Origin of the sequence: Peribacillus deserti (genome assembly GCF_002863585.1) — a bacterium.
Taxonomy (GTDB): Bacteria; Bacillota; Bacilli; order Bacillales; family DSM-1321; genus Paraperibacillus; species Paraperibacillus deserti_A.
This window is the reverse complement of sequence record NZ_PGUY01000028.1, coordinates 1-13,257: the sequence shown is the minus strand read 5'-3', so window position 1 is coordinate 13,257 and position 13,257 is coordinate 1. Positions and strand designations below refer to the sequence as shown.

10 protein-coding genes are annotated in these 13,257 nt (G+C 42.7%); all 10 read left to right on the top strand.

From position 1 onward, the window contains the following. Nucleotides 1-34: 34 nt before the first annotated feature. The 10 genes from CUU66_RS09410 (at nt 35) to codY (ending at nt 13,030) form a co-directional block, all read left to right on the top strand. A complete protein-coding gene (locus CUU66_RS09410; protein WP_101641450.1) occupies nt 35-1,108 on the top strand; it encodes a DUF871 domain-containing protein in 1,074 nt (357 codons plus the stop codon). Nucleotides 1,109-1,280: 172 nt separating this feature from the next. Continuing rightward, nucleotides 1,281-2,441 carry an ADP-forming succinate--CoA ligase subunit beta gene (gene sucC / locus CUU66_RS09405; protein WP_101641449.1) on the top strand — a complete coding sequence of 387 codons (1,161 nt, stop codon included), beginning with the start codon at nt 1,281-1,283 and terminating at the stop codon, nt 2,439-2,441. Between the two features lie 19 nt (nt 2,442-2,460). Further along, nucleotides 2,461-3,363: a succinate--CoA ligase subunit alpha gene (sucD, locus tag CUU66_RS09400; protein WP_101641447.1), complete on the top strand. Its 903-nt coding sequence runs from the start codon at nt 2,461-2,463 to the stop codon at nt 3,361-3,363. 120 nt (nt 3,364-3,483) lie between these two features. Continuing rightward, nucleotides 3,484-4,374, top strand: a complete 891-nt coding sequence (gene dprA / locus CUU66_RS09395) for a DNA-processing protein DprA (RefSeq protein WP_101641446.1) — start codon at nt 3,484-3,486, stop codon at nt 4,372-4,374. 865 nt (nt 4,375-5,239) lie between these two features. Further along, nucleotides 5,240-7,315: a type I DNA topoisomerase gene (gene topA / locus CUU66_RS09390; protein ID WP_101641444.1), complete on the top strand. Its 2,076-nt coding sequence runs from the start codon at nt 5,240-5,242 to the stop codon at nt 7,313-7,315. Between the two features lie 297 nt (nt 7,316-7,612). Then, nucleotides 7,613-8,920: an FADH(2)-oxidizing methylenetetrahydrofolate--tRNA-(uracil(54)-C(5))-methyltransferase TrmFO gene (gene trmFO / locus CUU66_RS09385; protein WP_101641443.1), complete on the top strand. Its 1,308-nt coding sequence runs from the start codon at nt 7,613-7,615 to the stop codon at nt 8,918-8,920. A gap of 59 nt (nt 8,921-8,979) precedes the next feature. Then, complete coding sequence (xerC, locus tag CUU66_RS09380) at nt 8,980-9,873, top strand: tyrosine recombinase XerC (protein ID WP_101641441.1); 894 nt, start codon at nt 8,980-8,982, stop codon at nt 9,871-9,873. Nucleotides 9,874-9,941: 68 nt separating this feature from the next. Then, complete coding sequence (gene hslV / locus CUU66_RS09375) at nt 9,942-10,484, top strand: ATP-dependent protease subunit HslV (RefSeq protein WP_101641439.1); 543 nt, start codon at nt 9,942-9,944, stop codon at nt 10,482-10,484. Nucleotides 10,485-10,682: 198 nt separating this feature from the next. Then, on the top strand, nt 10,683-12,092 hold the full coding sequence (gene hslU / locus CUU66_RS09370) for an HslU--HslV peptidase ATPase subunit (RefSeq protein ID WP_101641437.1): 1,410 nt from the start codon (nt 10,683-10,685) through the stop codon (nt 12,090-12,092). Between the two features lie 158 nt (nt 12,093-12,250). Beyond that, nucleotides 12,251-13,030, top strand: coding sequence for a GTP-sensing pleiotropic transcriptional regulator CodY (gene codY, locus CUU66_RS09365; RefSeq protein ID WP_101641435.1), 780 nt, complete (start codon nt 12,251-12,253; stop codon nt 13,028-13,030). Nucleotides 13,031-13,257: the final 227 nt, after the last annotated feature.

Below are 13,257 nucleotides of genomic sequence, written 5' to 3'. Positions count from 1 at the left end.
CATCTGACCATAATTTGAAGGGGGATCAAAGCTTATGCTGGGAATATCGGTATATCTGGGGCACATGGAAGATGGGGAACAAAGAGAGTATTTGGAAATGATGAAAGAGGCAGGATTTACAAGTATTTTTACCTCTCTTCACATTCCTGAGGACAATCCTGCAGCATTTAGGGATTTGCTTGCCGTTTTAGGAGGACAGGCAAGAGAGTTAGGCATGGAGCTGATGGCGGATGTGTCCCCGAAATCCTTTAAGCATCTAGGCGTTACTATGGATACGCTGAAAGAAATCGTGGATTGGGGTGTAAGCGGGCTCAGGATTGATTATGGGATTGAAGCGGAAGTCATTGCACGGCTTTCTCATGATATGAAAATCGCCTTAAATGCAAGTACGATAGACGATGAATTATATTTACAGTTAAAGGGCTTTGGTTTAAAAGAGGATAATATTGAAGCCTGGCATAATTATTATCCCAGGCCTGAAACCGGCCTTGATCGAGAAGGCTTTATTAAGCAGAATAAATGGCTTGAGACGCTGGGGTTCACTGTCATGGCTTTTATTCCGGGAGATGAAACCTTGCGAGGACCTATGTTCAAAGGACTGCCGACATTGGAGGATCATAGAGGAATGAGCCCCTTTACAGCATATTTGGATCTTCTCCATCAATGCCATGTATCCAAAGTATTAATCGGAGATAAATCACTTAAGAGAGAGACGCTGAGAAAATTCACGCAATATAAGGAAGGGGCAATAGAGCTTTCTATTAGTCTATGTAAGGATATATCAGAGTGGGAGAGAAAGATAGTGAGACTCCGTCATAATAACCGGATGGATGCAGCCAGAGACGTAATCCGCTCAGAACCTTCTAGAATTTTTACGGCAGAAAAAGGGATCACCATTCCGGCAAGCGGGCCGCACGAGCGGAAGACCGGGTACATAACCATTGATAATAAAGACTATGGCCGCTATCAAGGGGAACTGCAAATCGTGAAAAGGACGCTAAGAGCTGATCCCAAGGTGAATGCCGTGGGTGCCATAGTTGATAAAGATATTGAACTGATTAGATATCTTTATCCCGGAAAAACATTCACCTTTAAAGAGATAGAATAATTGCTAGATTTTCCCCTTTTATTGTCATTTAAATCGAAATAAATATAATTTTAGAAAAATATTTTAAAAACAACCTATGTTTCACGCCGTAAAGGTAGACAAGCTTTTTTTCTTTTTATACAATGAAAGCGCAGTCTATTTTTATTGTGATAGTTTGATAGGAGGATGGGAAATGAATATCCATGAATATCAGGGGAAAGAAGTCCTCAGAAAATATGGAGTAGCTGTTCCTAACGGCCGTGTTGCTTTTTCAGTCGAAGAGGCAGTGGAAGCTGCAAAGGGGCTTGGTACAGAGGTATGTGTAGTAAAGGCTCAGATCCATGCGGGCGGCCGCGGTAAAGCAGGCGGAGTAAAAGTAGCTAAAAACCTTGAAGAGGTTCGTCAATATGCAGGTGAAATCCTTGGCAAAACGCTTGTGACACATCAAACAGGACCAGAAGGCAAAGAAGTAAAGCGTTTGCTGATTGAAGAAGGCTGCGACATTAAGAAAGAATATTATGTAGGTCTTGTTCTTGACCGTGCGACTTCAAGAGTGGTTCTCATGGCTTCTGAAGAAGGCGGAACTGAAATTGAAGAAGTAGCAGAAAAGACTCCTGAAAAAATCTTTAAAGAAACAATTGACCCTGTTGTTGGTCTGACAGGCTATCAGGCTAGAAGAATCGCATTCAATATTAACATTCCAAAAGAATTAGTAGGACAGGCTGCAAAATTCATGCTTAGCCTGTACACAGCTTTCGTAGAAAAAGATTGCTCTATTGCAGAAATCAACCCGCTTGTGGTAACAGGCGATGGTAAGGTTATGGCACTTGATGCTAAATTAAACTTTGATTCAAATGCTCTTTACCGCAATAAAGACATTGTGGAATACAGAGACCTGGAAGAAGAGGATCCAAAGGAAATTGAAGCATCCAAGTTTGATTTGACTTACATTGCGCTTGATGGAAATATCGGCTGCCTTGTAAACGGTGCCGGCCTTGCTATGGCGACTATGGATATCATTAAGCATTACGGCGGAGATCCGGCAAACTTCCTTGATGTTGGGGGCGGCGCAACTGCTGAGAAAGTAACCGAAGCATTTAAAATCATTTTATCCGATGAAAATGTCAAAGGAATTTTTGTCAACATTTTCGGTGGAATTATGAAATGTGATGTTATTGCTGAGGGTGTTGTAGCAGCCACTAAACAGCTTGGCTTAAATGTACCGCTTGTTGTACGTCTTGAAGGTACGAATGTAGACCTTGGAAAGAAAATACTTAACGAATCAGGTTTGAATATTACTGCAGCTGAATCTATGGCAGATGGCGCAGAGAAAATCGTATCATTAGTAGGTTAATAGGCAGGGGGGAACAAAGGTGAGCGTATTTATTAATAAAGATACTAAAGTCATTGTACAGGGGATTACCGGTTCAACGGCTCTATTCCATACGAAGCAGATGCTTGAATACGGCACACAGATTGTGGCTGGTGTAACTCCAGGTAAAGGCGGAACAGAGGTTGAAGGTGTTCCTGTTTTTAACACATTAGTAGAAGCAAAAAATCAGACAGGTGCCAATGCTTCAGTTATCTATGTTCCTGCTCCATTTGCAGCCGATGCAATTTTGGAAGCCGTAGATGCAGAGCTTGATATCGTCATCTGTATCACAGAACATATTCCGGTTCTTGATATGGTTAAAGTTAAGCGTTATATGGAAGGCAAGAAAACACGTCTGGTAGGACCTAACTGTCCGGGTGTCATTACACCTGAAGAATGTAAAATCGGCATCATGCCTGGCTACATTCATACAAAAGGCCATGTGGGAGTTGTATCCCGTTCCGGAACACTCACATATGAAGCCGTTCATCAGTTAACAGAAGCTGGAATCGGGCAGTCTACAGCTGTTGGAATCGGCGGTGACCCAGTAAATGGAACTGATTTTATCGATGTATTAAAAGCCTTCAATGAAGATCCTGAAACATACGCTGTCATCATGATTGGTGAAATCGGCGGAACTGCAGAGGAAGAAGCTGCAGAGTGGATCAAAGCTAATATGACGAAACCTGTTGTTGGCTTCATCGGCGGAAGAACCGCACCTCCTGGGAAGCGTATGGGCCATGCCGGCGCTATTATCTCCGGCGGCAAGGGAACAGCTGACGAAAAGATCCGTGTTATGAATGAGTGCGGCATCCAGGTAGCGGAAACTCCGTCTGTAATGGGAGAAACTCTTATTTCTGTACTTAAAGAAAAAGGTCTTTACGATCAATGTAAAACCCACTAAGAGACAAGGGTGATACATAACTCATCGTCCCTCCCGAAAAGGAGGGACGGTTTTTTTACTATGGCTATGACCTTGATATGGAGCCATATCGGCTGAAATTATTATAAAGGAGTATGATATATGGAAGATTTTAAGAAAAAACTGATTCATCTGCATCATTGCCGTGGAATTGGCTGGAAATCCATACATAAAATCCTTACATTAGATCCGGCACTTTCCGGGCTGTATGATACCTCCTTCAATAACTGGAAAAAGCTTCTACAGATCCCCGATAAACAAGTACATGACTTTTTGCATGACCTCCAAACACAATCCATAGATGATTTTCTGCAGCAGTATCTCCTTAATGACATTCAATGCATCACCATATACGATCCTATTTACCCGGCTAAGCTGAGAAACATTTATGATCCCCCCTGGGTGCTTTATATAAGGGGGGATATGGAATTGCTAAGTGCAGCCCCTATTCTCGCTGTAGTAGGGCCTAGAAAGCCATCCTCGTATGGAATAGCCATAACGAAGAGTATTCTCGCACCCCTGGTCAAAAAGGGATATGTGATCATCAGCGGTCTGGCTTCCGGAATAGATGCAATCTCCCACCAAACAGCCCTTCAGTTCTCAGGGAAAACAATTGGTGTGCTCGGAGGCGGGATTTTTCATTTATATCCCAAAGAGAACATCCCGCTCGCTATAGAAATGATGAAAAAGGGCACCGTTCTATCTGAATATCCCCCCTTCAAAAAGCCAGAGCCCTGGATGTTCCCAAATCGCAACAGAATTATCAGTGGAATGGCAGAAGGAGTTCTTATCACAGAGGCGAAAGAAAAAAGCGGGTCTTTGATTACAGCTTACTGTGCTTTGGAACAGGGCAGGGAAGTTTTTGCAGTGCCTGGCAATATTACAAGCTCCCTTTCTGCCGGAACGAATAAATTAATCCAGGAAGGTGCGAAGACAGTCCTCACACATGTAGACATAGAAGAAGAATTCTCACTGGCAGTAAGAGGTATCTGAAAGGCTGTCAGACTGGAAAAGAATATTTTGGAGCAGGATATACAATTTAAATGGGGAATAAAAATGGAATAGTTTAGGTTGAATGCTAGGTTGAAATTCACGTTTGATTTTAGCATCGTGCAGGTCAACGATACATGCACGAGATACCTGCGTGAGAAGCGGGTATTGTCCAGCTCCGGACAGACACCGCGGGTCTAGCCAATGGCCATCAAAGGCAAAAAGCGCCTTTCGCTGCCGCTCGACTTCTGCCTGGCTAACGCACGATGCACAGGATGTGCGAGCCAGGCGGGGCCACAGGACGTGGCGTTACGAGCGTGGTAAGAGCGACTAAGCTTCTATCTTCGCTTACGCTCGCCAATCAGCAAATCTCCTTTATCAGGTGTCTGCTTTTCTATGTGTAAGCTTTTAATCAAGATGTCAATCCATGCTGTAAACAATAAATGCTTAAAAACACCGTCCTCCGCTTTTTTTTTAAGGGAGACCCTGCAGCCGTAAACGCTGAAAGAGCTCTAGAATCATCCGCGAAAAAGCGAGTTCCTGAAGCGGAAAATCACAGGCTTATTTATCAGAGCTAAAAGAAAGGCTAAAAATCGAATCAGTTGAAAAAAGATTCAAAGTAGGATACATTTTGCAAAAGAAAGGCAAACAGACCTATAATTTAGCGAACGAGTGATAATTATCCTTAAACCATGATATAAATGAAAGAAACATAGAGACAATGCCGTGTTTGGCAGCCATGAACAAGGAAAATATAGGATCAAAATGAACTGAAAATTAAAATATAAAAAAGAAACTGGATTGACAAATCTTTTTTCTATGATTAATAATAGTGAAGATTTATTATTCCCTCTTGAGGAGGATCAAGATGTCTGAATTCCTGGTTATTGTGGAATCGCCGGCAAAGGCGAAGACCATTGAGAAATATTTAGGAAAGAAATATAAAGTGAAGGCTTCGATGGGACATGTTAGAGACTTGCCTAGAAGCCAGATGGGTGTAGATGTTGAAAACGAATTCAATCCAAAATATATAACGATTAGAGGAAAAGGCCCTGTTTTAAAAGAGCTGAAAACGGCTGCTAAGAAAGCAAAGAAAATTTATCTCGCAGCTGACCCTGACAGGGAGGGAGAAGCGATTGCCTGGCATTTGGCACATACACTCGACGTGGACACTGCCTCTGACTGCCGGGTTGTATTTAACGAAATCACAAAAGATGCCATAAAGGAATCATTTAAGCATCCACGTCCGATTAACATGAATCTGGTTGACGCCCAGCAGGCCCGCCGGATACTTGACCGCTTGGTTGGCTACAATATCAGCCCGCTCCTTTGGAAAAAGGTAAAAAAAGGACTTAGTGCCGGAAGAGTTCAATCTGTTGCGGTAAGGCTGATTCTTGATAGAGAAAAAGAAATTAAAGATTTTATTCCGGAAGAATACTGGACCATTAAAACGGAGTTTGAGAAAGGAAAGGATCTTTTTGAAGCTTCCTTTTTCAGCCTGGCTGGAGAGAAAGTAAAATTAACGAATGAGAAACAAGTAAATGAGATTCTCTCGAAGATTAAAGGCAATGAGTTTGCAGTGACTAATGTAACGAAGAAGGAGCGCAAGCGAAATCCAGCTGTGCCGTTCACGACTTCTTCCCTGCAGCAGGAAGCTGCAAGAAAGCTCAATTTCCGGGCTAAAAAAACGATGATGCTTGCCCAGCAGCTATACGAAGGAATTGAGATCGGTAAAGAAGGAACTACAGGGTTAATCACGTATATGAGAACCGACTCAACCCGGATTTCCGATATTGCCAAAGAAGAGGCACGTGAATACATTACAAGCCAGTTTGGCAAAGATTACACCGCGCCAGACGAACGAAAAGAGAAGAAACAAACAAATGCACAGGACGCTCACGAAGCGGTCCGCCCTACGAGTGTTCTGCGGCATCCCGCTTCTATGAAAGAGTATCTTTCACGGGACCAGCTCCGTTTATATAAACTCATCTGGGAACGGTTTGTGGCAAGCCAGATGGCGCCTGCAATTATGGATACAATGAGTGTCGACCTCGAAAACTCAGGGGTATTATTCAGAGCCAATGGCTCAAAAATAAAATTTCACGGTTTCATGAAGGTGTATGTCGAAGGTACAGATGATACAGAAGAAGAAAAAGAAAACTTTCTTCCTGAATTGGTAGAAGGCGATAAAGCATTCTCAAAAGATATTGATAAAAAGCAGCATTTTACCCAGCCGCCTCCCCGGTATACGGAAGCAAGGCTGGTCCGGACACTTGAAGAACTGGGAATAGGACGTCCTTCAACATTTGCCCCTACCCTGGATACTATTCAAAAACGGGGTTATGTAGCACTGGATAACAAACGGTTTATTCCGACCGAGCTCGGCGAAATTGTACTGGAAATGATACTTGAATTTTTCCCGGAATTTTTTGATGTTGATTTTACAGCCAAAATGGAGAGGGAACTGGATGATATTGAAGATGGTAAGATTGCCTGGGTAAGTGTCATTGATGATTTCTACAAAGACTTCGAGGGGAATCTCGAAAAAGCCGAAGCAGAAATGGAAAAAGTAGAAATTAAAGATGAGCCTGCGGGTGAAGACTGTGAAAACTGCGGCAGCCCCATGGTATTTAAAATGGGCCGGTACGGGAAGTTCATGGCTTGTTCCAATTTCCCTGACTGTCGAAATACAAAAGCGATCGTTAAGGAAATTGGGGTGAAGTGCCCTAACTGCCACGAAGGAAATATTATTGAAAGAAAAAGTAAGAAAAAGAGAATATTTTACGGATGCGACCGGTATCCGGAATGCGAGTTTATCTCCTGGGATAAGCCGCTCCCGAGAAAATGTCCGAAATGTGATAACTTTTTAGTTGAGAAAAAGCTAAAAAAAGGTATTCAGGTTCAATGTGTAGAGTGCGATTACAAAGAAGCAGCACAAAGCTAGCAGGGTGGGGATGTTCCTCACCTGCTTTTTTCTGTGCTGCCTGATTGGAAGCGAGCTTCCAGCCAGGAAGGAATGCGGCTGGAAATTACGCCAATCGTGAAACTTTTATTACATTCAAACGTAATATATGGACAAGCTTATGTTTTTAGTTTTATAATTCTATGTTCGGTCTTGAACAAAGAAGGGAAAACAGAAATAAGAAGATAAATGGTTTTACCTGTTATAAATAAGGATACGCTGAGATTGAAGATAATTATTTATTACTTGGATACATAACAAAGTGTGGAGGTTCGTAGAATGGAAAATATGGCTGTAAATGTAATTGGAGCAGGATTGGCGGGAAGTGAAGCAGCCTGGCAGCTGGCTAAAAGAGGAATAAAAGTTCATTTATATGAAATGCGGCCGGTTAAACAAACCCCTGCACATCATACCGATAAATTTGCCGAGCTTGTGTGCAGCAACTCACTTAGGGCAAATACGCTGACTAATGCAGTAGGGGTATTGAAAGAAGAAATGCGTCATCTTGATTCTATTATCATCGCTTCAGCGGATGCTTCCTCTGTTCCGGCAGGCGGGGCGCTAGCTGTAGACAGGCACGAATTTGCCGGAAGAGTGACTGAAATGGTCAAACATCATGAAAACGTCACCCTGCATAATGAAGAAGTGACAGAGATCCCAGAAGGGCCTACCATCATAGCGACTGGTCCTTTGACCAGCCCGGCTCTTGCTGAAAAGCTTAAAGCACTAACCGGCGAGGAATATCTTTATTTTTATGATGCGGCTGCTCCCATTATTGAGAAAGACAGCATCGATATGGATAAGGTCTACTTAAAATCCCGTTATGACAAGGGTGAAGCAGCTTATCTGAATTGTCCTATGACCGAAGAAGAGTTCAACCGTTTTTATGATGCGCTGGTGTCTGCGGAAACAGTTCCTTTAAAGGAGTTTGAAAAAGAGATTTTCTTTGAAGGCTGTATGCCGATTGAGGTAATGGGACAGCGCGGGAAGAAAACCATGCTTTTCGGCCCGTTGAAGCCTGTTGGCCTTGAGGACCCTAAAACTGGCAAGCGTCCATATGCAGTTGTTCAGCTAAGACAGGACGATGCAGCAGGAACTTTATATAATATAGTAGGTTTTCAAACTCATCTAAAATGGGGGCCGCAAAAGGAAGTTATCCAGCTGATCCCCGGCTTGGAAAATGCGGAAATTGTCCGTTATGGCGTTATGCACCGCAACACATTTATTAACTCTCCAAAGGTGCTTGACCCGACATACCAGCTTAGAGCCCGTAAAGACTTGTTCTTTGCCGGACAAATGACGGGTGTAGAAGGATACGTGGAATCAGCGGCTTCAGGCTTAGTTGCAGGCATTAACGCTGCAAGGCTCATTAAAGGTGAAGAACCTGTGATATTCCCGGCTGAAACAGCAATGGGAAGCATGGCACGCTATATTACAGCTGCAAATACAAAGAACTTCCAGCCAATGAATGCGAATTTTGGGCTGTTCCCAGACTTGGAGCAGAGAATAAAAGCAAAAAAAGACCGCAATGAAATGCATGCTAACAGAGCATTAGAAACAATTCAGAAATTTGTGAAAAATTTGTAAAGTTAATTGCCTGTCTCTATAAACTATGATAATATTTAGTAGCTTTGTGAGGTGAACGTATGGAAAGTGTGAACAATGCCGTTAATTCTTATATGGAATACCTTCAGGTTGAAAAAAATTGTTCGCAGTATACCATTGTTAATTACCGGAGAGATATAGATGAGTTCCTTAATTTTATGAATGAGCATAAAATTTCTGAGTTTGGCACAGTAGAGTATTTTGATGCGCGTTTGTTTTTAACCAGCCTGCATGAAAGAAAGCTGGCCAAAAAAACTATAGCCCGAAAAACTTCAAGCTTGCGTAGCTTATATAAATTTATGATGCGGGAAGGCATGGTGAAGGAAAACCCCTTTGCTTTAGTTTCACTGCCAAAAAAGGACCACAAACTCCCCCGGTTTTTATATGAGGAGGATTTGGAGCCTTTGTTCAATGTAAGTGATACCAGCCTCCTCGGCCTGAGGGATCAAGCCCTTCTTGAATTGTTATATGGAACGGGAATCAGGGTAAGTGAATGCTGTGACCTTAAGCTAAAGGATATTGATTTTACCATTGGCACGATGCTTGTACATGGAAAAGGCAGAAAGGACAGATATGTGCCTTTTGGGGATTATGCAAAGGATGCCCTGCAAACATATATGTCTTCTAGAAAGCAGTTAATGAAAAATAGTGCTGCCCATGATTATATGTTTGTCAATTCTAAAGGCGGACCTCTAACTCCAAGGGGAGTCCGTTACATATTGGACCAGATCATAAAAAAGACGGCAAATAACAAAAGTCTTCATCCGCATATGCTCAGACATTCATTTGCTACACATTTGTTGAATAATGGCGCAGACCTGAGAACCGTTCAGGAGCTTTTAGGCCATTCGGAAATTTCTTCTACACAGATCTATACACATGTTACAAAGGAACAGCTCAAAAAGGTGTATCAATCGGCGCACCCGAGAGCATAAACTTTTCTGGCTGATTCAGCTGGCTGTCAGGCTGTGATCACAGAAGAAGTGTCTGAAAGGAGAACAATATGGGTAATTTTCATGCTACTACGATATTCGCGGTTCATCACAAAGGAGAGTGTGCAATGTCTGGAGACGGACAGGTAACATTCGGCAATGCTGTCGTCATGAAGCACACGGCAAGAAAAGTGAGGAAAATTTTTAACGGTAAAGTCCTGGCAGGGTTTGCTGGTTCGGTAGCCGACGCGTTTTCGCTGTTTGAAATGTTTGAAGGAAAATTGGAAGAATATAATGGCAATCTTCAAAGAGCAGCAGTCGAGCTTGCTAAGCAATGGAGAAGTGATAAGGTTCTGCGCAAATTGGAAGCTATGCTGATTGTCATGGACAAAAATGATCTGCTGCTCGTGTCAGGTACTGGGGAAGTCATAGAACCGGATGACGGCATACTTGCCATTGGTTCTGGGGGGAATTATGCACTTTCTGCAGGCAGGGCTTTGAAAAGATATTCAGGCGATCATTTAACAGCGAGGGACATCGCTAAGGCGTCCCTTGAAATTGCATCTGAAGTATGTGTGTATACAAATTCGAATATTATCGTTGAAGAGCTTTAATCATAAGGTTTTCTAAAGCTCACCGGAGAGTTTGGTACAGTGTTGATTGATGGAAGGAGCGCGAATCCTCACGGAACGCGGATTCATGGGAGACCACCTGCAGGCACATATCCTAAAGGGGGCCCAGTATGTCGGGAAAGCTCCCTTCACCCCAATCAACAGGCAAGTTTAACAGCTAATCAAAAAAGGAGTGGGGATATGAAAAACACTAAGGAAAATATGACCCCAAGACAAATTGTAGAAAAGCTGGACCAATATATTGTCGGGCAGAATGATGCAAAACGGGCTGTTTCCATCGCCCTTCGTAATCGATATAGAAGAATGCTGCTTGGAGATAAGCTGAGGGACGAAGTGGTTCCTAAAAATATTTTAATGATTGGACCAACCGGTGTCGGGAAGACGGAAATAGCACGGAGGATGGCTAAACTTGTCGGGGCTCCTTTCGTTAAGGTAGAAGCCACTAAATTTACTGAAGTAGGCTATGTAGGCCGCGATGTTGAATCGATGGTCCGTGACCTGGTGGAAACATCTGTCCGTCTTGTGAAGGAAGATAGGATGCTAGCGGTGAAGGAACGGGCAGAACGTAATGCGAATGCACGCCTTGTTGAATTGCTGGTGCCTTCAGCCAAGAAAACGGCTAATTTTAAGAACCCGCTTGAGATGCTGTTTGGCGGAAATATGCAGGCTGAGCAGGAATCTGAATCAGATTCAGAAGATTATTCTATACATGAGAAGAGAAAAGCAGTAGAATATAAACTTGCTGCCGGAGAATTAGAGCAGGAAATGGTAACGGTCGAGGTAGAGGAGCAGCAGCCGTCCATGTTCGATATGCTTCAAGGATCCGGGATGGAACAGATGGGCATGAATATGCAGGATGCTTTAGGCAGCCTTATGCCTAAAAAGAGGAAGAAAAGGAAGCTCAGTGTCAGCGAAGCTAGGAAGGTACTCACCAGTGAAGAGGCTAACAAGCTTATTGACATGGATGATGTAACCGAAGAAGCTGTATACCGTGCTGAACAAAACGGAATTATATTTATCGATGAAATCGATAAGATCGCCAGCAAACAGTCCGGCGGATCATCTGCAGATGTTTCGAGGGAAGGCGTACAGCGTGACATCCTTCCTGTAGTGGAAGGTTCTACAGTAATGACTAAATACGGCTCTGTGAAAACAGATCACGTGTTGTTCATTGCAGCAGGGGCATTCCATATGTCTAAGCCTTCTGACTTAATCCCAGAACTCCAGGGGCGTTTTCCGATAAGGGTAGAACTTAAGAAGCTGACCGTTGATGATTTCGTGCGGATCCTTCATGAGCCAGACAATGCTCTGCTTAAGCAGTATTCGGCTTTATTGGAAACGGAAGGTATACAAATAGAATTTTCTGACGATGCTATTCGTAGAATCGCAGAAGTAGCTTATGATGTAAACCAAAACACGGATAACATTGGAGCGCGCAGGCTTCATACGATCCTTGAAAAGCTGCTTGAGGACCTGTCCTTTGAAGCTCCTGATATAACAATGGAGAAAATCACCATTACCCCTCAATATGTTGAGGAAAAGCTTGGAACGATATCACGAAATAAAGATTTAAGCCAGTTTATATTGTAAGCGGGTTTAAGCAGTACGTTTGAATAAGTATGTGAAGGGTAGTATTCAAATGGGTGTTTCAGAGCTTTCCTCTTGATACAGTAATATTCATGTACTAGAAAAAGTAAAAGAAACCCAATCATATCCTTGAATGTGGTTGTAAGTAGGAGGAAATAAGAATGAATTTATTATCTAAAACAAGAAGGATTAACAGCATGCTTCAAAGCTCTGCGGGAAAGCCTGTTAACTTTAAAGAAATGGCTGAAAGCTTGAGTGAAGTAATTGAAGCAAACGTATTTGTTGTCAGTAGAAGAGGGAAGCTTCTCGGCTTTTCTATCAACCAGCAAATCGAAAATGAGCGTATGAAACAGATGCTGGAGGACCGCCAGTTTCCTGAAGAATATATTAAAGGTTTATCAACCATTCAAGAAACATCTTCGAATATCGATATTGATAGCGTCTATACAGCATTCCCTGTAGAAAATAAAGAGCTGTTCCAATCAGGCCTGACTACAATTGTCCCAATCATTGGAGGCGGAGAGCGTCTTGGAACACTGATCTTAGCACGTTTAGAAGAAAAGTTTCATGACGATGACCTGATCCTGGCTGAATACGGTGCGACTGTAGTAGGTATGGAGATTCTTCGTGAAAAAGCTGAAGAAATTGAAGAGGAAGCACGAAGCAAGGCTGTTGTACAAATGGCGATCAGCTCACTTTCTTATAGCGAGCTGGAAGCGATTGAACACATCTTTGAAGAATTAAAAGGCAATGAAGGCCTGCTGGTTGCATCAAAGATTGCGGACCGTGTCGGCATTACAAGATCAGTAATTGTAAATGCCTTAAGAAAACTCGAAAGTGCCGGAGTAATCGAATCTCGTTCGCTTGGTATGAAAGGGACCTACATAAAGGTTTTAAATTCAAAATTCCTTGTTGAACTTGAAAAATTAAAAAGCAGCTGATTGAACAAAACCTGGTAGAGTGTTTCTGCCAGGTTTTTTTTGCCTTTGGGTTCGACGTATCGACGGAAGTTCTTACGGGGGCTGACAAATCTGCAGGCATTTTTGTTCTTCCGCATAAATCTCCATCTACCTCTCTTAAATTCCAGTTTCCCCTCATAAAAACAGATTAAGTCCGTATAATTGTGTAAAAAGAAAGAGTCATTTTATTCACTCTTGGCTACACTGTT

Bases quoted from the DNA above. Each gene is read 5' to 3' on its own strand.
- CUU66_RS09410 (WP_101641450.1), top strand. From the start codon at position 35: ATGCTGGGAATATCGGTATATCTGGGGCACATGGAAGATGGGGAACAA.
- sucC (WP_101641449.1), top strand. From the start codon at position 1,281: ATGAATATCCATGAATATCAGGGGAAAGAAGTCCTCAGAAAATATGGA.
- dprA (WP_101641446.1), top strand. From the start codon at position 3,484: ATGGAAGATTTTAAGAAAAAACTGATTCATCTGCATCATTGCCGTGGA.
- topA (WP_101641444.1), top strand. From the start codon at position 5,240: ATGTCTGAATTCCTGGTTATTGTGGAATCGCCGGCAAAGGCGAAGACC.
- trmFO (WP_101641443.1), top strand. From the start codon at position 7,613: ATGGAAAATATGGCTGTAAATGTAATTGGAGCAGGATTGGCGGGAAGT.
- xerC (WP_101641441.1), top strand. From the start codon at position 8,980: ATGGAAAGTGTGAACAATGCCGTTAATTCTTATATGGAATACCTTCAG.
- hslV (WP_101641439.1), top strand. From the start codon at position 9,942: ATGGGTAATTTTCATGCTACTACGATATTCGCGGTTCATCACAAAGGA.
- hslU (WP_101641437.1), top strand. From the start codon at position 10,683: ATGAAAAACACTAAGGAAAATATGACCCCAAGACAAATTGTAGAAAAG.
- codY (WP_101641435.1), top strand. From the start codon at position 12,251: ATGAATTTATTATCTAAAACAAGAAGGATTAACAGCATGCTTCAAAGC.